This window comes from Chitinophaga sp. Cy-1792 (assembly GCF_011752935.1).
Lineage (GTDB): Bacteria > Bacteroidota > Bacteroidia > Chitinophagales > Chitinophagaceae > Chitinophaga.
Genome location: NZ_VWWO01000001.1, coordinates 3,251,392 through 3,270,032 on the forward strand (window position 1 = coordinate 3,251,392; position 18,641 = coordinate 3,270,032).

The 18,641-nt window shown below is 44.7% G+C and carries 18 protein-coding genes; 10 read left to right on the plus strand and 8 right to left on the minus strand.

What is annotated here, in order from left to right; genetic code table 11:
* Window positions 1–11: 11 nt before the first annotated feature.
* Genes F3J22_RS13260 through F3J22_RS13270 form a run of 3 tightly spaced genes read right to left on the minus strand, consistent with a single transcriptional unit; the run spans window position 12 to window position 2,178 of the window.
* Entirely contained in the window at window positions 12–788 is a 777-nt protein-coding gene (locus tag F3J22_RS13260) for a thioredoxin family protein (protein WP_167017878.1), read from the minus strand.
* Between the two features lie 21 nt (window positions 789–809).
* Complete coding sequence (locus F3J22_RS13265; protein WP_167017880.1) at window positions 810–1,253, minus strand: hypothetical protein; 444 nt, start codon at window positions 1,251–1,253, stop codon at window positions 810–812.
* A 7-nt stretch (window positions 1,254–1,260) separates the two neighbouring features.
* Window positions 1,261–2,178 carry a heme-binding domain-containing protein gene (locus F3J22_RS13270; RefSeq protein WP_167017882.1) on the minus strand — a complete coding sequence of 306 codons (918 nt, stop codon included), beginning with the start codon at window positions 2,176–2,178 and terminating at the stop codon, window positions 1,261–1,263.
* A 254-nt stretch (window positions 2,179–2,432) separates the two neighbouring features.
* Here F3J22_RS13270 and F3J22_RS13275 point away from each other — a divergent pair, with 254 nt between their 5' ends.
* Both F3J22_RS13275 and F3J22_RS13280 read left to right on the plus strand, forming a co-directional pair.
* Entirely contained in the window at window positions 2,433–3,455 is a 1,023-nt protein-coding gene (locus tag F3J22_RS13275; RefSeq protein WP_167017884.1) for a sensor histidine kinase, read from the plus strand.
* Entirely contained in the window at window positions 3,436–4,197 is a 762-nt protein-coding gene (locus F3J22_RS13280; RefSeq protein WP_167017886.1) for a LytTR family DNA-binding domain-containing protein, read from the plus strand. Before F3J22_RS13275 ends, F3J22_RS13280 begins: the two co-directional genes overlap by 20 nt.
* A gap of 58 nt (window positions 4,198–4,255) precedes the next feature.
* On the opposite strand, the gene F3J22_RS13285 is transcribed toward F3J22_RS13280, so the two are convergent.
* From F3J22_RS13285 to F3J22_RS13300, 4 genes are all read right to left on the minus strand, one after another.
* Window positions 4,256–4,423 carry a hypothetical protein gene (locus F3J22_RS13285; RefSeq protein WP_167017888.1) on the minus strand — a complete coding sequence of 56 codons (168 nt, stop codon included), beginning with the start codon at window positions 4,421–4,423 and terminating at the stop codon, window positions 4,256–4,258.
* A 32-nt stretch (window positions 4,424–4,455) separates the two neighbouring features.
* Window positions 4,456–4,626, minus strand: coding sequence for a hypothetical protein (locus F3J22_RS13290; protein WP_167017890.1), 171 nt, complete (start codon window positions 4,624–4,626; stop codon window positions 4,456–4,458).
* A gap of 10 nt (window positions 4,627–4,636) precedes the next feature.
* Window positions 4,637–5,083, minus strand: coding sequence for a hypothetical protein (locus F3J22_RS13295; protein ID WP_167017892.1), 447 nt, complete (start codon window positions 5,081–5,083; stop codon window positions 4,637–4,639).
* 156 nt (window positions 5,084–5,239) lie between these two features.
* Window positions 5,240–5,419: a hypothetical protein gene (locus tag F3J22_RS13300; protein WP_167017894.1), complete on the minus strand. Its 180-nt coding sequence runs from the start codon at window positions 5,417–5,419 to the stop codon at window positions 5,240–5,242.
* 273 nt (window positions 5,420–5,692) lie between these two features.
* Here F3J22_RS13300 and F3J22_RS13305 point away from each other — a divergent pair, with 273 nt between their 5' ends.
* From F3J22_RS13305 to F3J22_RS13315, 3 genes are all read left to right on the plus strand, one after another.
* Window positions 5,693–7,231, plus strand: a complete 1,539-nt coding sequence (locus F3J22_RS13305; protein WP_167017896.1) for a SulP family inorganic anion transporter — start codon at window positions 5,693–5,695, stop codon at window positions 7,229–7,231.
* A gap of 152 nt (window positions 7,232–7,383) precedes the next feature.
* Window positions 7,384–7,614: a hypothetical protein gene (locus tag F3J22_RS13310; RefSeq protein WP_167017898.1), complete on the plus strand. Its 231-nt coding sequence runs from the start codon at window positions 7,384–7,386 to the stop codon at window positions 7,612–7,614.
* A gap of 258 nt (window positions 7,615–7,872) precedes the next feature.
* Entirely contained in the window at window positions 7,873–8,625 is a 753-nt protein-coding gene (locus F3J22_RS13315) for an acyl-CoA desaturase (RefSeq protein WP_167017900.1), read from the plus strand.
* Between the two features lie 103 nt (window positions 8,626–8,728).
* Here F3J22_RS13315 and F3J22_RS13320 read toward each other — a convergent pair whose 3' ends face one another.
* Window positions 8,729–9,190 carry a cold-shock protein gene (locus tag F3J22_RS13320; RefSeq protein WP_167017902.1) on the minus strand — a complete coding sequence of 154 codons (462 nt, stop codon included), beginning with the start codon at window positions 9,188–9,190 and terminating at the stop codon, window positions 8,729–8,731.
* A gap of 349 nt (window positions 9,191–9,539) precedes the next feature.
* On the opposite strand from F3J22_RS13320, the gene F3J22_RS13325 reads away from it, so the two are divergent.
* From F3J22_RS13325 to F3J22_RS13345, 5 genes are all read left to right on the plus strand, one after another.
* Window positions 9,540–10,136, plus strand: a complete 597-nt coding sequence (locus tag F3J22_RS13325; protein ID WP_167017904.1) for an RNA polymerase sigma factor — start codon at window positions 9,540–9,542, stop codon at window positions 10,134–10,136.
* A 143-nt stretch (window positions 10,137–10,279) separates the two neighbouring features.
* On the plus strand, window positions 10,280–11,293 hold the full coding sequence (locus tag F3J22_RS13330; protein ID WP_167017906.1) for a FecR family protein: 1,014 nt from the start codon (window positions 10,280–10,282) through the stop codon (window positions 11,291–11,293).
* Between the two features lie 39 nt (window positions 11,294–11,332).
* The gene (locus tag F3J22_RS13335) at window positions 11,333–14,764 is read left to right on the plus strand and encodes a TonB-dependent receptor (RefSeq protein WP_167017908.1); all 3,432 of its coding nucleotides are present in this window, start codon (window positions 11,333–11,335) and stop codon (window positions 14,762–14,764) included.
* 24 nt (window positions 14,765–14,788) lie between these two features.
* Window positions 14,789–16,450 (plus strand): RagB/SusD family nutrient uptake outer membrane protein, encoded by a 1,662-nt coding sequence (locus tag F3J22_RS13340; RefSeq protein ID WP_167017910.1) that lies wholly within the window; start codon window positions 14,789–14,791, stop codon window positions 16,448–16,450.
* A 12-nt stretch (window positions 16,451–16,462) separates the two neighbouring features.
* Window positions 16,463–18,553, plus strand: coding sequence for a S9 family peptidase (locus tag F3J22_RS13345; RefSeq protein WP_167017912.1), 2,091 nt, complete (start codon window positions 16,463–16,465; stop codon window positions 18,551–18,553).
* The last annotated feature ends 88 nt before the right edge of the window (window positions 18,554–18,641 follow it).

Sequence of the window (18,641 nt, forward strand, 5' to 3'; positions counted from 1 at the left end):
TTGCGGAGATATTATTGAATATTGACTTTACTGGCCGCGATCACATGCCCGTTGCGGGTATTCTGCAGCAATCCGATCAGTTCCCAGTTTTGCTGGTCGAAGCCGGCGGGAAGGGGCAGGGTAGCGCTCGTATCTTTCATGTTGACGGTGGTCAGGTCTTTCACGATTTGTACATGTGATAATTTCCTGCCTGCATTTTCTCCTGCCCTCACCATACTTTGTGCATTTTTCTGTACCAGCGCCAGCAACAGCCGGGTATTTTTCTGTGGCGCCGGGGAGTCCCAGGATACATTAACCTGCTGATGGCCGGAAGTGGCTTTGAGTGTAAGGGACGCGGCTGCCGGTGTTGTCAGCGCCTGATTGATGGCGTAGGTAATAGCAGCGGCATCTGAGCCTACAAACTGGCTGGAGCCATTGATAACTACCTGCGGGGTATACACGCCGTTGAGGTTGAGCCATCCGGCATATTCTTCCTGGCGCAGGGAGAATTCATGCTGACTGAAGCTGTCGCGCCATCCCTGATGGTCCCAGTAATCGACATGGAAAGCCAGCAGGTATAAGGGTTTGCCATTGCTCTGCGCTTCCAGCTTTTCCAGCAGGGCATCAGCGGGAGGGCAGCTGGAGCAGCCTTCGGAGGTAAAGAGTTCTACCACCGCAAAGCCTTTGGTGCTGTCGCTGTTACTGATGACGGAGGCGTTGTTGTTGCCATATAGGGAGTTGCAGGCGCCGATGAGTGTACTGAGGCAGATCATGGCTATGCTGAGTGTTGGTACGATTAATTTTTTCATTTTATGTAGATTTTGTAGTGATTAATAAGGATCGCAAGGGTAAAATGCCGGGGTAAGAGAAAGGATGAAATCTGTACGGCTGGTGGCGTCCGTCTGCGTATAGGCGGGGCTGTTATACTCCCGGATAGAATAAGCTGGCTGGCCGCTCATATTGAGTTGTTCCACCCTTAACAGTGCTCCGTTGATATAGCTGCCATACCAGTATTTATTATCCTGGTTACGGTAGGTTACCAGTGTATACTGTGCAGGTACTGCGAGCGTGTCTTTCCTGTTCAGTTGCTGTGCCATTGCGGCTTTGTTGCCATACAGCAGCGATACGGTACCGGCTTTTTCATTGATAACCGTTGTGATAACCAGCAGGCCGCTGTCGTTGAATGCATAGGGGCGTAAGGCAGGGATGTCTTTTTTGGTGCTGCAGCTGATGAGCAGCATAACTGCGATGTAGATGGGTATGATAACGCGCATGACTATATTAATTTAAGGTGGAGAGATCGAAGATGCCACCGGTTTTATTGGCAGCCCTGTGGCAGGATGCACAGGTTTGGGCAGTGAGTAAAGTGCCGGCAGGCTTGAGTTCCGGTGTTTCGAATTTTGCATAACCCCAGCCGTCGGTGCTTTCGTATTTAGTGTGGTTCCGTACCATGAACTGTACGTTCAGGAATTTACCGGGATGAATATTCCCTTCATTATCCAGGGCTTTTTCCCATACTACTTTAACGATGATGGCGCCGTCGGGCCATGGACTGATATTTTTCTCCTGAATAGCTTTCATGGCAACCGGATTGGCATACATGACCCGCATGGTAGTATTGTCAAAACGGGAGGTGGTACTCATTACCTGCCACTGGCGGAACTCCGGCATGAATTGTATGCCTGTAGGCGCTACAGGTACAGCTTTTGCGGTGTTATGCTCCTGTTTAACGGCAGTGGTATCGGGGTGTACCGTTTTACGTTTTGTATCCAGGTAGTTCCGGAGCGTGGCCATTTCTGCCGGCGTGACCTTTGCGTTGCTATGGAGTGCCGCATATTCGGGCAGTGGCATATTGCCGGCATTGATCATATTGTAGGCCTCCCAGAGGATGGATTCCTGTTCGGCGCCGGAGAGCTTGTCCCATTCAGAGAAATTGAATTTCTGCCGGGCGGCCAGGACATCCCTTCTTACCATACCGGCTACAATGGGTAATTTATCGAACCATTGTACCCTGGTTGTATTGGAGTGACAATCGTAGCAAGCCTTCTGAAAGATCTTTTTTACAGGGGCAGGAACGTCTATTTCCGCGGTAACCGGAGGGTTATCTACCACACGGGTAGTAAAAGACATGGCTGCAACTATTATTACGGCAATTCCTGCGCTGAAAGTGATTAGTTTAATCCGGTTCGGTGTGTGCATATACGAAGTATTATGACACAAAGAGAAAGATTCCCGGGGCGCCGGGAAAACGTAATACCCTGTATCCGGCAATTGAGGGGGTGAGCCGGACAGTATCCCAGGTGAGCCGCCAGGCGGACTTTCAGGCCAGAAATGCCGCTGGGAAGTGGAGTGCCGGCATGAGGACCCGGAATGTCCGGTTCAGGGTGCCAGATGCCGGATTCGGGTGTTGTTTGTTTCCAATGGCTGCCAAATACGATTATCTTTGACCCATCATGAACAAACGAAAGCCATTTAAAATATCGGGCAGGATTATCTGGTTAAGCTCCTTGTTTCTGGGCGTTATTGTATCACTGCCCAGCCTGATCCAGCATCAGTATAATATCTATGAGGTAATTGCCAATTCAGCGATCACGTTTTTATTTTCGTTGTTTGTATGGTACTATAACATGCTTACACTGCCGGTATATAATTCCAGGCAGGTAGCCAAAGGGTTTTCACTGGCACCGTTGCTGAAGAACCTCGTGGTAGGTATTGTGGTGATGTTCCTGTTGTCGTACATACAGCAGCAGATACTGACGCATATTAACTTTGGCCCTACCATGCTTATGTTTGAAGTAAGGGGTGTGCTGATTAATCTGACCTTCTACATGTTCATTCACCTGATCTATCAGACCTATCAGAACCAGCGGGTGAGTATAGAGCTGGAGCGCAGTAAGATGGATAACCTGGCAGCACAGTTCGAATTGTTACGGCAGCAGGTGAACCCGCATTTTCTGTTCAATACCTTGAATACGCTGAAGTATATGGTAGAGAGTGGGGATGAACATAGTGTTGATTTCATATTAAAGTTGTCGGATTTTTACCGGTTTACTTTGGAGAACAGAAAGCTGGACCTGATAAAGGTGTCGGAGGAACTGAAGATACTCCAGGCTTACGTTTATTTACTGAATGCCCGGTTTGAAGAAGGGCTTGATGTATCCATTGACGTTAGTAAGGGACATCAGGCATCAGTAGTACCGCCATTTACGTTGCAGTTGCTGGTAGAAAATGCGATCAAGCATAATGTTGTTTCATTGGATAAGCCGTTGCATGTGCGGATTTTTTCTGAGGGAGATGAGATAGTGGTAACGAATAACCTGCAGCCTAAGATCACACCGGAAGTATCGACAGGACTGGGTTTGGAGAATATCAACGAGCGCTATGATCATCTTATCAGTAAAAACATTGAAATAATACCAGATACCCTATCTTTTACAGTAAAATTACCGGTTATACATGAGGATCGTAATAATTGAAGATGAAATAAAAGCCGCGAAGTCTTTAGCAGCCATGATTACAAAGCTAAGGCCTGCGTACACGATAGACGCGATATTAAGTAGTATTGAGGGAGCGGTCAGTTATCTTTCTGCTAATCCGCAGCCGGACCTGATATTTATGGATGTGCAGTTGGCAGATGGATTGAGTTTTGAGATTTTCAAGCGGGTGAAAGTAACAGCGCCGGTAATATTTTGTACGGCATATGGAGAATATGCGATGGATGCGATAAAGTCGAACGGTGTAGATTACCTGTTGAAACCTTTTGCAGTGGCTGATCTGGAAGCTGCTTTTGATAGAATGGACCATTTTAAAAGTTTCTTTCAGCAGCGTACGCAGAACGACTGGCAGGAGCTGATAAAGCGGCTGGACAAACCGGAAACCAAAACGAGTTTCCTGGTATTGCATAACAACAAATATATTACTGTTCGTACGGATAATATCGCTTACGTATATATCAAGTTTGAGTCGCCATATATTGTTACTTTCCAGCAGCAGAAATATATTATTTCACAGACGATGGAGCAGATACAGTCGCAGCTTTCAGCGAAGCAGTTTTACCGGCTGAACCGGCAGTACCTGGTGAATTTTGATGCTATTAAGGAAGTGGAGCATTATTCGGCGCGAAAGCTGGCGTTGCAGTTGAGTGTGCCGGCGGAAGAAGTGCTGACGGTTGGTAAGGAAAAGATTACGCAATTTCTGGAGTGGATGGAGAATAGGTAGGGGATGTGGTTGCGTTGAAATGTATAAAGCCATCTGTAGGACAGATGGCTTTTTTATGCTAATTATTTCGAAATATATTTCCCATTTTGGGTATAGCTTTATTTGCTTCGGCTAGTGCTCTGGGATTCATCATTTTTAAATCTAATTTATCCAGTCTCGCATCAACAGTTAAAGTAATTTCCTGTTGGGAGAATTCGCCTTTTACTTTGATAGTTTTCTTTTTCATTAATATACAATTGGGGTTGTTGCGAATGGTGTTTATTGGAGGCTTTTTATTAATTCTCTTAATTTAGGCAAAGCCTTTTCTGTGGCCTCCAGCTTTGCGGCTGGAAATTTTTTGTTCTTAATGTTGTTAAGTCTTTCATCAAGAATGTAGGTGATTTCCTGTTGGGAAAATTCGCATTTTTCTTTAAAAACTTTTTTTTCCATAATTATAAAATTAAGCATTTTTCCTTTTTATGGCAAAACCAAATACTTTGATACTTGGTTGAAATGGAACGAACTTGTAATCTAACTCCATCCAGATGTGATGGCCTGCTTCAAACTCTTTGATGTTATTGTTAATTATCATTCTATATAGACGTGTTCGTTCTTCGGTGCTGCCTTTGAAATATACCATTCTTTCCGGATAGTGTTTTAAATAACGGGCAATGGTTTGGCAGATTGTTGCGAGTACTTTATTTCTATCTCCATTGTTGCTGATAGATAAATCATCAATTTCCCCGTCTTGGTTAACATCTCCAAAAGCCATTATGACAACATTTTCAATTTTACTGAATTTAAAAGTTATTCTCTTTAGAATTACCCCTTTTGGGCCAATACTGAAGAACTCATAATCACTGTGATCACTTGCAAAATGAATTATTTTATATGCTTCGTTGTTCATTTACTTTTTAAATAAGTAAACCGAACCAAAGTAAAAATGGTACTATCAGCAACTCCTATCATTTCTATTCATTTTCATTGGTGGATTTCCGCTGAAATCCTTTCTGTTCGTTGTGATTTTAAGCATATTGTTTTTATAATTCGGGTATTATTCTGATCAGCGTTTTTCTTGCTGAAAACTTTTGATTAATTCTCTTAATTTAGGCAAAGCCTTTTCCGTAGCCTCTAGTTTTGCAGCTGGAAAATCGTCATCCAGATTGTTTAGTTTTTCATCAACAGTATACGTGATAACTTGTTGGGTATATTTGTTCTTCACTTTGATAATTTTCTTTTCCATAATCGTTCTTGCGTTTATTTATAGAAATCTTTCGCGCGCATTCAGATACTAAAATATTACCTTGAAATTATCCACATTTACTCTTGCATTTTAGCGACATTATATTACCTTTGCGCCCGATATGAACAGCAAAATCGCATCATCTCCGGTGACACCACCTTGATAGCCTGATCTTCCGGTTGTCAGTATCCGTGCGGTTTTCCGCCGGAATAACTATTCTGTTTATTCCATTGCATTATTTTTTATTTAATAGATAATAACCTTTCATCAAACATGAAGGCCTACTTTAATTTGTTTGACTTCTCGCAGAAAGTCAACTATAAAACGGAAGTACTGGCAGGGCTCACTGTAGCAATGACCATGATTCCGGAATCTTTGTCCTTCGCGATATTAGCGGGATTGTCGCCCCTGATGGGTTTATATGCTGCCTTTTTGATGGGCCTTATCACAGCAGTGCTCGGCGGCCGCCCGGGAATGGTGTCGGGAGGTGCGGGTGCAACTGTAGTAGTATTGATTGCACTGATGCAATCGCATGGTGTGGAATATGTATTTGCTGCTGTTGCGCTGGCAGGGGTTTTCCAGGTCCTGGTAGGGATTTTCAGGCTGGGAAAATTTATCCGGCTGGTGCCGCAATCTGTGATGTATGGCTTCGTGAATGGGCTGGCCATCATCATTTTTATGGCGCAAATCCAGCAATTCAAAATAACTACACCTGCAGGCACCGCCTGGCTCAGTGGTATGCCACTATGGATTATGCTCGGACTCGTACTGTTGACGATTGGGATTGTATTTATCGTACCCAAAATCACAAAGGCGGTGCCGGCCTCTCTGGTCGCTATTATCGTGGTTTTCCTGCTGGTGCTCGCGTTGGGGATACCTACAAAAACAGTCAGAGATATTGCTGCAATCAGCGGAGGATTTCCGCCGTTTCATATTCCATCGGTGCCTTTTAATATTGATACGCTAAAAGTCATCTTTCCCTATTCATTGGTAATGGCGGGTGTGGGATTAATTGAAAGTCTGCTTACGTTAAATGTAGTGGATGAAATCACGGGCACGAAAGGACGCGGCAATAAAGAAGCGGTGGCACAGGGTACAGCGAATATCGTGAATGGCTTTTTTACGGGCATGGGTGGCTGTGCGATGATTGCGCAGAGTTTTGTGAACCTGTCTGCCGGTTCGAGGGCGCGCCTTTCGGGTATTATAGCAGCACTGGCTATTCTGTTGATCATTCTTTTTGGTGCGCCGGTCATAGAGCGTGTGCCTATGGCGGCGTTGGTAGGCGTCATGATAATGGTGGCTATTGGTACTTTTGAATGGATCAGTATACGGATCATCAATAAAATGCCCCGGCAGGATGTGGCGGTGGGTATATTGGTAGCGGGGATTACTGTGTGGTTGCATAACCTGGCGCTGGCCGTATTGATTGGTGTGGTTCTTTCTGCACTGGTATTTGCCTGGGAAAGCGCGAAACGTATACGTGCCCGCAAATTTACGGATGCACAGGGAGTCAGACATTACGAAATATACGGGCCATTATTTTTTGGTTCTGTGGCTACCTTCCTGGAGAAGTTTGACGTTGTAGGAGACCCTGATGAAGTGATCATTGATTTCTCTGAAAGTCGTGTAACGGATATGAGTGCCATTGATGCACTGAATAAACTGACCGCGCGTTATCAGCAGGTAAATAAAAAGCTGCACTTGCGGCATCTGAGTGAGGATTGCCGCCGGTTACTGCATAATGCAGCAGGGGTGATTGAAGTAAATGTAATGGAGGACCCTTATTATAACGTGGCTACCGATCGGAAATAAAAATGTTATCCCTGTAATGCCTGCTTCATTGGCTGCTGTAGGGGGACATAAAAACTTCACCGGTGGGCCTGCAATAGAGGCTTCTGTAACAAAAGTCACCAAACAATAACTGTTGTTGTACGATATTTACACCGACACTAATAATATAGCAGATGAAAAACAGGATTTTTAGCGGGTGGAGTATTATGCGTTGGATACGGCTGGCGATTGGCATAGCCATTATTGTGCAGGGTATTATTGCGCAGGACAGGCAGTTTGTACTGATAGGCGGTTTGCTGAGTCTCTTACCTATATTGAATTTCGGTTGTGCCGGTGGTAGTTGTGGTGTGCCACCGCGGCGGGTTCGGAAAGAACGGGAAGTGAGATATGGAGAAGTGTCTTAATAGGATTGCTTTTTATTCAATAGATTACAGGGAAGGTGCTGCCAAAGCACCTTCCCTGGTTTTATATATGCATAATTATGTTCGGATTCCGAATGAAATTATTCCTATTTATTTGTTATCATTATTTCTTTTACCGTTTTATTAACAATAGAAGAACTACATTGGGTATATAACTAACGCATCGGACAGCGCTTTATATCTCCATTTATTCTACTGGCATATTTGAGATTTATTACTCGCTTCTACAAAATTTCAAATATGGTCATTTTTATTTTTTTTGCCGCTTTATGGTACCTGTCGTTGTTTTCACAAACTTTTTTTCAGCATAGATATGCCGCACATGGAGCTTTCACCATGGGTAAGGGGTGGGAACGGTTTTTTTTCATATTTACCTACATTACCCAAGGTTCGTCATATATGAGTCCTAAAGCTTATGCCATTATGCACAGATTGCATCATGCGCATACAGATACGGAGCTGGACCCACATTCACCTTCTACTTCCTCCAATATATTCACTATGATGTGGGGGACAAGGACAGTATACCAGGATATCCTGCATAATAGGATGGACGTTGAGGCGAAGTATATGAAGAACCTACCTGAATGGGACAGGTTTGATAAATTCGCCAACAGTACCTTATCCAGATTATTGTGGGTGGCGGTATATGTCTTGATTTTTATAGTTTTTGCAACAAGTCCTTATCAATATCTATTATTGCCGATAGTGGTGTCTATGGGAGCTTTTCATGGAGCCATTGTAAATTGGTTTGCGCATAAATATGGCTATATCAATTTTAAGTTACGTAATACGGCTATGAATCTGTTGTTTGTGGATGTGTTGATGTTGGGGGAGTCTTATCATAATAATCACCATAAACACCCGTCATCAGTTAATTTCGGGCAGCGGTGGTTTGAGATAGATCCGGTATTTTATATTATCAGGGGACTGGCTTGTCTGGGTATTATCAGATTGGTAGTGTTGCCCAAGAAGCAGGTGGTGCTTTCATAAGATATAAAAGAGTAGCCGGATAATGACATCTAGTGCCATAGACAGGCAGCAGATGGTGTTATCCGGCTTCAGATTATAATTATTGCAATGCGATAAAATGATGCTATTGAGCCGGAGGTTTGTTACCGGCGTTGAGTTTTCTTATAGCTGCTGCATAATATCCTTTGGAATTTCTTTCTTTGGTAAAAGATACTTTGTCCTTTTCTCTTACAGGATCCAGGAGCTCATTCATGTGGAAGAAAACGTCTTCCCTGGAATTGTCTTCCGCAATAAAGCCGAAGCCTTTTGTCTGATTATAGAACGTGACCGTGCCGGTTTTAACCGGATCTTCTGCTGGCCTGGGGGTAGCTCCGATACGGATGTCTTTGGCATCGATATCCGTTTTTCTGGTTTCTTTTGGTGGTGTTGCGCTCAGGTTTCCATTCTCATCTACATAGGCCAGCATATCTTCCAGGCCTTTGCCTTTGTTGTTGTTAAGCTTCCGTTCCTGTGCCCGCTGCGCTTTGTCTTCTTTCGATTTAGCTTTTTTGTTTCTGTTTTCTTTTTTGGAAAAGGATTCTCCCATAGTTACTGATTATAGTTATATCGCAAAATTGCGTAATGATTTAAAAGTTTGTTCGGCAGGGAATGATTCCTGCTATGAGATTGTTTAGTAAACGTTTACAACGTAAGCAATGTGGCAGCTGGAAAAGCGAAGACTGAGGAAGAAAAGAAGATATCCAGACTAAATCAGCAGAAGCAGCGGCAGGAGCCCGAGGTAATTCATATAAAGATAGGCTTTTAAATCGGATATGGACGGATTATTTTTCTGGCCCTGGTCAATATCCGGCCCTCATTTTTATATTTTTCCTGATAAATTTCGGGAAATGGTTGTAATTTTTCGCCCTTTTCCCGGTAGTAAACTGAGTCGGCTAATGCAGATAATCACTGATGATATTGAATTGTGGCAAGCGATTGTAGCAGGAGATGAGCATTCATTTCAGCAGGTTTACCGTGCCCATTTCACTATGCTGTACGAATATGGGATGCGGTTTACGGGGGATGAAGCCATGATCAGGGAATGCATACAGCAGTTGTTTGTGAAGCTCTGGACCAATAAGGCTACTTTGACGGAAATGAAGCGTATCAAGCCTTACCTGTTATTTTCTCTCAGGGCAATTATTTATAATAAGTTCAGGGATGAGAAACGTCGACGGATCAACGAACTGGAAGAATCCTATGATTTTGAGCTGGAGTTTTCTCCGGAAGCCGCCTATATTCAGCGGGAAACGAACGACCGGAAGCTCGCTGCCCTGAAAGCCGCCATGGAGCGGCTTACTCCCCGGCAAAAGGAAATCATCTACCTACGCTATTTCCAGGAATTGGATTATAAAGAAATTGCATCTATCATGGATGTAACTGTAAAAGGGGCATATAAGCTCACCGCCCGCTCGCTGGAAGCACTGCGCGACCTGCTGGATATCTCGCTTGTAGCAGTGATATGCCTGTTGAAAGCCGCTGCCAGCCAATAACTTACTCCCTTAATCTCCCTATTTATCAGAAAAATTTTTATTAACCTGGAAAAAAGATAAATTTTTTTTCCTTTTCGTGGGGTAATTATGCCTACCCCGGTGTTTATTGAAAAATCGCCCCTGATGAGGTGTGATGGTTTGCCATGAGTGAGAAGTATCAGCAATATAAAAAAGAGGACTTTCTGAACGATGAAAGTTTCATTCGTTATATACGTGGAGGATCGCCAGATGCGGCGTGGTGGGAGGCTTATCAGCATGCTGCCCCGGAAAATCTGCGGGAATTGCAGGATGCTGCGGCAGCATTGCGGTTGATATTTACCGCGAAACGTATTTTTCCCGCTCCACAGCTCGCAGACGAGGTATGGCATAGTATAGCGAAAGGAATGGATGCAGATAGCCGCAAGCCTTTACTCCGGCAGATCCGGAGAAGATGGATAGGTGTGGCAGCAGCAGTGTTGCTGCTGATAACAGGTAGCGTTGCCTGGTATATGTTTGCCCGCACTACTATTCATACTGCTTATGGGAAGATGTCTGCCATAGTATTACCAGATAGTTCTACCATCATATTAAACAGTAATTCGGTCGTCTCCTATAAAAAATACTGGGGCAGCGGCCGCAAACGTGAAGTATGGCTGGAGGGGGAGGCATTTTTTGAAGTACGCCACCTGAAAAAAGACAGGGGGCCTGTGTTGCCGGCGGAGCAATTTATCGTGCATACACAACAGGTAGATGTAGCCGTATTAGGTACCACCTTCAATGTGAAAGAGCGCCACGGCATAACGGAGGTAGGACTCCGTACCGGTGCGGTGCAGATCACCGCACATGAGCAACAGCTGCGCCTGCAGCCGGGAGAAGTAGCACAGTTCAACAGGCAGTCCGGCCTTATGAAACTTTCACCAAAGGCAGTACAGGCAGTGAGTGCCTGGAAAAATCATACACTCATAATGGATGAAATGCAGGTAAGTGAAATACTGCAACTCCTGGAAGATAACTACGGCTATCATGCCGTGATAACAGATACAACAATCTTGAATAAACGATTTAAAGGCATTTTCCCGGTCAAAAACGAGGACGATATCATCTTTGTACTGGCGGGATTATTACAGATGGACATTGAGAAAAAGGATCACCAACTGATTTTTAAACAACGCTTTTAAGCATCTCAACCGGATCGGACAACTAACCAACAAATTCTTATGCAAAAAATTTCACTGAAATTTTGGCTGCTATTGCTTTGCAGCATCCTGACGCTGGGGGCCTATGCCCAGTCGGAAAGAAACCGCAAGCAGACGCCTGTTACCTATGCCCTTGACCAGATTACAAAACGTTACAAGACACAGTTTGTGTTTGAGCCGGCGTTATTAAAAGGCCGACAGACGGACATTGTAATAGATGATAATACAAAACTTCCGTTGGAAGAACTGATGAAGCGGGTATTATATCCTGCGGACCTGTTGTTTGTATATGTAAGCGATAATAATTATATGATCATCAGGCGCCCGGCAGGAGCCGCCAGGACACCCGCATTGCCGTCGGCCCAACCCAATATGGATGGGCAGCCGGAAGATGCAAAAATCGTATCCGTCTGTGAGATCAGAGGTGTGGTATATGATTCTGTAAGCAGGGAAATGTTGCCGGGCGTCACTATAAGAGTGATGCCGGGTGGTGCAGGTGCATTGACGGATAATAACGGCCAGTTTTCCTTCAGGCTACATGAAAATGTAACCAATGCTTCCCTGCAGGTAAGCTTTGTAGGTTACAGCGCCAGGGTGGTAAAAGTAACCGGAACGTATATGGGCGTATACCTCAACCGGAATACCAGGACCCTTGATGAGGTGAAAGTGGTGGAAGTAGGGTATGGCACCAAGCGTAAAGAAGCTATTACCAATGCGGTAAGCACCGTAGATAACAAAACTATCACGCAGATGCCTACACATATGTTGAGCAATGCATTGATAGGCACTGTTCCTGGCTTGTTTGGTAAACAATCCGGTGGTTCTCCCGGACGAGATGTTTCCTGGCTGCTGGTGCGTGGTTCCTCCTTATCGAATGCTGCGCTTGTTGTAATAGATGGTATACCACTCAATGATCCCGGCAATTCCGGCGGATTTGCAGGACAGGCTAATATCAATGACCTGGACCCCGCTGATATTGAAACGGTAACGGTACTTAAAGACGCCGCAGCTACTGCTATTTATGGATCCAGAGGTGGTAATGGTGTGATTCTCGTTACTACCAAAAGAGGAAAAAAAGGGCAGACCGTCTTTAATTTCAATGCCAGTTCTTCCTGGTCGCAGCCAACACAGCAACCTAAGTTTGTGGATAGCTATCAACAGGCGTTGCTGGAAAACGAGTCTTCCCTTAACTCAGGAAAAGGAAGCATTTATTCTGATGCTACACTTGATACGATTAAACGCGGACTGAACCCCGACAAATATGCCAATACCGACTGGGCCAGGGCGGTATTGCTGAATTGGGCCAGGAGTCAGAGTTACAACCTGAATATGTCCGGTGGTAATGAAATGATGAAATATTATGTGGCCGGTGGTTATAACAACCAGGGCTCACTGGTATCCAATGATGGGTTCAAACGCTATACGCTTATCTCCAACCTTGATGCCAGAGTGAATAAAAACCTGACAATGGGAGTGGACATCCGCTATATTAACGAGCAACTGAATGATCCTATTGCTGCAGGTACCAATACCATTCTGGCCAATGTATACCAGGCCTCTCCGTTACAGCCGGTATATTTCAGCAATGGCCTGCCGGCAGCGAATTATACCGGTAGTATTATGAACCCGGCAGTACAGGCTACCTCTTCGGGCTATTACCGCAAAACAGCCAATTACTTCAACGGGAAACTGCGTATGGACTACTCCCTGCCATTTATTAAAGGGCTTAGTGCACGTGCGATGGCTTCTTTCGACAGAAATAACTACGGAGACAAAACATTTACCAGGCAATATAAATTATACCGCCAGAATGCAAGTGGACAGTATGTGCCTGTGTCAGGGGTAGACAGCAAGGGTGCAGACCTGAAGCCGAGTCTTAGTGAGAGTGTTTACAGGGCGAATTTTACCAATATGGAATTTGGTCTTAACTATGACCGAAACATAGGATTGCACCACTTTTCGGGTATGTTGTTGTATACTACCAATGAGTCGTCTTCCACTATGCTGAGTGCGTCAAGGATCAATATTTTTTCTCCCGGGGTAGATCAGCTGTTTGCAGGAGACGCTGCAAATTCTACCAACAACGGTACTGCTACTGAGTTTGGCAGGGTAGGTTATGTAGGTCGTGCGAGTTATTCATACAATGGCAAATATTATATTGATGCGAGTTTCCGTTCAGAGGCATCTGTAAACTATCCTGAAGGGCACCGCTGGGGCACATTCCCCTCTGTTTCCGCCAGCTGGCGTATATCTGAAGAGCGCTTCCTCAAAGACAATGCTTCCTGGCTGGATGAGCTGAAGCTGCGTGCTTCCTATGGTATGGCCGGTGATGAAACGGGTTCCGGGTATAACGCTTACCTGTACTCGTACAGCGTTGGTCAGAATACAGGTTCCAGTTCCGGTACAGGTAAATATGGATATATATTCGGAGGCAATTATGTGCCATCTGTTTATCCTGGATTGAATGCGCCAAATACCAACATTACCTGGGGTACTATCAAGTCTGCCAACTTCGGGTTTAATGCCAGTGTGCTGAAAGGCTTGCTCAGTGCTGAATTTGATGTATACAGGAAAAATAACACCAATGTACTGATCTCTGTTGCTGACAATGTACCTGGTACCTATGGCGCCTATACCCCAAGTGTCAACAGGGGTAATAACCATACCAGTGGTTTTGAACTAAGTCTGACCCATACAAACCGTATCAGCAAAGATTTTACTTATTATGTACGGGCAAATATCTCCCATACAAAAACAATTGTTGACTACTCTGGTGAACAGCGTGGCTTGCCTTCCTGGGATGGAAACCAGAGAAATGGCTGGGGGGTAAATATCAACCGTGTATACCATGCCTTAGGTCTATTCCAGACACAGGAAGAAATTGATAACTGGGCAGTACAGGACGGCAGAAAAAATTCTACCCTGCACCCCGGTGATATAAAATTTGCAGACCTGAACGGAGATGGAATTATTGATCAGCAGGATGTTATTGTGAAAGATAATGTGGGTATACCCTTGCTGAACTATGGATTCTCCTTCGGCGCTTCCTGGAAATCTTTGAGCTTAGACCTTACTTTCCAGGGTATCGGTGATTATACAAATGTGTATGGTTATAAAACCTGGGTGAATTATGATACCAGGCAGGTGGACCGCTGGACACCTGAAAATACCAGTGCCAGCTGGCCAAGACTGGGTATACAGGCCAGCAACAGCCGTCTTTCTGATTTCTATGGATTAAACGGGAATTATCTCCGTTTACGTAATGTTAAACTGTCTTATGCCTTAACGCCGGTTTGGTTGAATAGAGCCGGATTTAAGAATGTTGTATTTAATCTTCAGGGTGGTAGCCTGCTGGTCTTCTCCAAAGTGAAATATACTGACCCGGAAAATGAGACTACCACTCCTTACGGGCCTCAGAAAACACTCAGTGCAGGCGTAAACGTTAGTTTCTAATTTTTTATCCTTAAAGACAAAATCATGAGAAGAAATATAATACTCGGATGGGTTGCAGGCTGCATGGTGTGCCTGGCATCCTGCACTAAAAGTATACTGGACAAAAGGCCGAAGGACAAGATAAATGAGCTGATTGTATGGAGTGATATGGGTTTGGTGGGAAACTATGTAAATTATTTTTACTCGACACTACAGAGTGGGTACAGCAGAACTTACCTGTTGTCTGCCGCTACAGATGACGGTATGAACGGCCTGGCCAATGATTATACCATCAGGCCACTTACACTGGATGCCAGCTGGAATGCGACCAGTTCTCCCTTTAACGAATACTATACCTCTCTATACCAGCAGGTGCGTAAGGCAAATGATTTCCTGGGGCATATAGATGACGTCGCAGGAGATTCGCTGTTAAGAAAGCAATATAAGGCAGAAGTACGGTTCTTCAGGGCTTACTACTACACAGAGTTGCTGAACTACTTTGGCGATGACCCGATCAAAGCTGCTGGTGCAGCTGCACCTTCCGGTTTGGTAGATGGTTATGAAGATGCACCGGGTGTTGTGATAGTAGAGAAGGCGCAGGTATATGGAAAGGACAGTCTGAATATACCACGTAGCACACGCAGGCAGACGGTGGACTATATCATTGGCGAACTGGATGCAGTGACTTCAGTACTTGGCGCTTTGCCTGCCAGCCAGACCAGTCCTGCCGGCCGCCTCAATAAAGGAGTTGCTATGGCTCTGAAATCACGGGTACTACTGTACGCAGGTCGTTTCCAGGAGGCGGCAGCTGCCGCAAAAGCGGTCATGGACCTCGGAAAATATAGCCTGTATCCGGATTATAAAACGCTTTTTACCGTAAAGAATAACCAGGAATGTATTCTTTCTGTGCAGCATAATAATATTGCCAAAGAAAGGGCGCATAGCTACGACAAGAATATGGCCATTGGTTCTATGAGTGGTTTATCTAATAGTAATCCCACCCAGAACCTGGTAGATGATTATGAAATGACCGATGGTAAGTTACCTGCTGTATCCGCATTATATAATGCTGAAACTCCTTTCGCCAACAGGGATGCACGCTTTTATGCCTCGGTAGCTTATGATGGATCTATCTACAGGGGAACAGAATTACGTACTTATGTAAATGGATTCGATCAGGTTAATTCCGGTTCTTTCAAGTCACAAACTACTTACCTGGTAAGAAAGGCAATTAACGAGACATTCAATTTCCTGGGCGATGCTACCTATGGCAGTGATCAGAACTGGCAATACCTCCGTTATGCAGAAATACTGCTGAATTATGCAGAGGCGCAGAATGAGGCCACTGGACCGGATGCTACCGTATATGATGCCGTGAATGCTGTCCGTAGACGTGCGAAACAACCTGATCTCCCTTCCGGATTGTCGCAGGATGAAATGCGTCAGCGTATCCGTCATGAGAGAAGAATAGAGTTTGTTTTTGAAGACCAGCGGTTCTGGGACCTGCGTCGCTGGCATATCGCAGATCAGGCAAAATATAAAAATATCTATGGGGCAAATATTACACTTGCTGGAAATACCAAAGTATATGGTGCACCGGTATTACTGGAAACCCGCTTCTTTGATCTGAAACATTATTGCTTCCCGATTCCGTATACAGAATTGATGTCCAATTCCAACATGGTTCAAAATACCAACTGGAAATAAAAGCATTCCTGAATGAGACATTCATTAATAAAACATGTACTGCTGGCGGCTGGTTTGCTGACCGCCGGCAGTACATATGCCCAGCAGAAAGGTAAAAATTACGTACGCCCGTTACCGATAGTGCAGCAATGGACAGATAATAACCATTTTATGCTGATCAGGTTCAATGAGCAGCAAAAGACTTACTACGTGAAAGTGGATGCCGCCACTGGTAAGGAATTGATCGATTCTTCCTATAAAGGAAGAAGAAGTCTGCCTGATAAGAAGCTCGTCGTTCTGAATAATGATATCTATCTGCAACAAGGCAAAAAACAACAACAGCTCACCCATGATACGCTGACGGAAGCTACGCCGGTATTTTCGCCGGATAGCAACTATATTGCTTTCACACGGGCGAATGATTTATATACCCTGGAGCTGGCCACTGGTAAAGAAAGCAGGCTTACCTTCGATGGTACTGCTTCGCTGATGAACGGTATGGCTTCCTGGGTGTATATGGAAGAAATTTTAGGCAGGCAGAACGAAGGACAGGCATTCTGGTGGAGCCCGGACAGTAAGTCTATCGCCTACTTCCAGACAGACGACAGCAAAGTACCTGAATATACAATCACTGATGTGGGGGACGGGTTTCACGGGTATGTGGAGCATCAGCGTTATCCGCAGCCGGGGGATGTTAATCCTGCTGTGAAAATAGGTGTTGTTGCTATCAATGGTGGCCATACCCAATGGGTTGATTTTGATAAGAATACAGACCAGTATTTTGGTACGCCGCTCTGGAGCCCGGATAGCAAGTCGTTGCTGGTACAGTGGCTCAACAGGGGCCAGGATCATTATCAGCTCTATGCGGTGAAAGCTGCTACCGGTAGCAAGGAACTGTTGTATGAAGAAAGGCAGTCTACCTGGATCAACCTGGATGATGAAGAGCGCCTGCAATTTGTAAACGGTGGCCGGCAGTTTATTATGGCTTCCGATAAATCCGGATTCAGGCATTTGTATTTGCATAATGCGGATGGATCCTTGAAGAATGTGATCACCAGTGGTAATTTCGTCGTAAAAACAATTAATTACATCGATGAAAAAAATAAAGTAATTTATTTTACCTGCAATAAAGATGGACTGAACCGAAAAGACTTGTATCGCGTGGATTTCAGCGGGCAGCACCTGAAGCGGCTGACATTCGGACCGTACACACATGATGTGAAATTTTCTCCGGACCATCAGTATTTTACTACACAATACAGTAATTCAAGTACACCGGACAGGCTCGCACTGGTAAGTAATACCGGTAAAATTATCTGTCAGCTGGGAGATAGTAAAGGTCCTGATTTTGATAGTGCGATTGCCAGTAAGCAGCGTACGATTTATGTGAAGAGTGAAGATGGGAAGTTTGACCTGCCGGTACATCTGTTTTTCCCTGCCGACTATAAGCCAGGAAAGAAATACCCGTTGATGATCGCTATTTATGGTGGGCCGGCGTCTTCCAATGTCCAGGATCGGTTTGTAAATCCAAAATTTTTGTCTGAGGATGGAATGATACACGCGAGCTTTGATCACCGTGGAAGTGAAGAATTTGGCAAGGTGGGGCAGAACTACATGCACCGGGATCTGGCAGGATGGGCGCTGAAAGACTGGATCCAATGCCTGAAATGGCTGATAGCAAATGAAGCGGTAGATCCGGATAAGGTTTGTATCACCGGTTATAGCTTTGGTGGTTATATGACTTGTTATGCAATGACCAATGGCGCAGATTACTTTAAGTATGGCATTGCTGGCGGAAGCGTGACCGACTGGCGTATGTACGACAGTCATTATACCGAACGGTATATGGATACACCGGCGGAAAATCCGGAAGGGTATGAGAAAACGTCTGTACTAACGCATACGGATAAACTAAAAGGAAAGCTGCTGCTGATGCATGGTGTGAAAGACGATAATGTGCATGTAAATAATACGTTGTCGCTGGTAAATAAGCTGGAAAATGAGGAGAATGCCAATTACGAAATGATGTTATTTCCAGGCAACAGGCATGGTGTAATTACAGAAAAAATTAATCAATATAATAAGGTGATGAAGCAATTTATCGCAAAATATTTGCAGCAGTAAACAATGCACCAACCAACCACCAACCAACCAACCAACCATTAAAAAGAAGAGGCCTCTGCATTTGCAGAGGCCTCTTTCGTTATTATTG

Bases quoted from the DNA above. Each gene is read 5' to 3' on its own strand.
- F3J22_RS13320 (WP_167017902.1), bottom strand. From the start codon at position 9,190: ATGGGAGAATCCTTTTCCAAAAAAGAAAACAGAAACAAAAAAGCTAAA.
- F3J22_RS13270 (WP_167017882.1), bottom strand. From the start codon at position 2,178: ATGCACACACCGAACCGGATTAAACTAATCACTTTCAGCGCAGGAATT.
- F3J22_RS13310 (WP_167017898.1), top strand. From the start codon at position 7,384: ATGAAAAACAGGATTTTTAGCGGGTGGAGTATTATGCGTTGGATACGG.
- F3J22_RS13280 (WP_167017886.1), top strand. From the start codon at position 3,436: ATGAGGATCGTAATAATTGAAGATGAAATAAAAGCCGCGAAGTCTTTA.
- F3J22_RS13295 (WP_167017892.1), bottom strand. From the start codon at position 5,083: ATGAACAACGAAGCATATAAAATAATTCATTTTGCAAGTGATCACAGT.
- F3J22_RS13300 (WP_167017894.1), bottom strand. From the start codon at position 5,419: ATGGAAAAGAAAATTATCAAAGTGAAGAACAAATATACCCAACAAGTT.
- F3J22_RS13265 (WP_167017880.1), bottom strand. From the start codon at position 1,253: ATGCGCGTTATCATACCCATCTACATCGCAGTTATGCTGCTCATCAGC.
- F3J22_RS13315 (WP_167017900.1), top strand. From the start codon at position 7,873: ATGGTCATTTTTATTTTTTTTGCCGCTTTATGGTACCTGTCGTTGTTT.
- F3J22_RS13285 (WP_167017888.1), bottom strand. From the start codon at position 4,423: ATGAAAAAGAAAACTATCAAAGTAAAAGGCGAATTCTCCCAACAGGAA.
- F3J22_RS13335 (WP_167017908.1), top strand. From the start codon at position 11,333: ATGCAAAAAATTTCACTGAAATTTTGGCTGCTATTGCTTTGCAGCATC.
- F3J22_RS13290 (WP_167017890.1), bottom strand. From the start codon at position 4,626: ATGGAAAAAAAAGTTTTTAAAGAAAAATGCGAATTTTCCCAACAGGAA.
- F3J22_RS13330 (WP_167017906.1), top strand. From the start codon at position 10,280: ATGAGTGAGAAGTATCAGCAATATAAAAAAGAGGACTTTCTGAACGAT.
- F3J22_RS13340 (WP_167017910.1), top strand. From the start codon at position 14,789: ATGAGAAGAAATATAATACTCGGATGGGTTGCAGGCTGCATGGTGTGC.
- F3J22_RS13345 (WP_167017912.1), top strand. From the start codon at position 16,463: ATGAGACATTCATTAATAAAACATGTACTGCTGGCGGCTGGTTTGCTG.
- F3J22_RS13275 (WP_167017884.1), top strand. From the start codon at position 2,433: ATGAACAAACGAAAGCCATTTAAAATATCGGGCAGGATTATCTGGTTA.
- F3J22_RS13260 (WP_167017878.1), bottom strand. From the start codon at position 788: ATGAAAAAATTAATCGTACCAACACTCAGCATAGCCATGATCTGCCTC.
- F3J22_RS13305 (WP_167017896.1), top strand. From the start codon at position 5,693: ATGAAGGCCTACTTTAATTTGTTTGACTTCTCGCAGAAAGTCAACTAT.
- F3J22_RS13325 (WP_167017904.1), top strand. From the start codon at position 9,540: ATGCAGATAATCACTGATGATATTGAATTGTGGCAAGCGATTGTAGCA.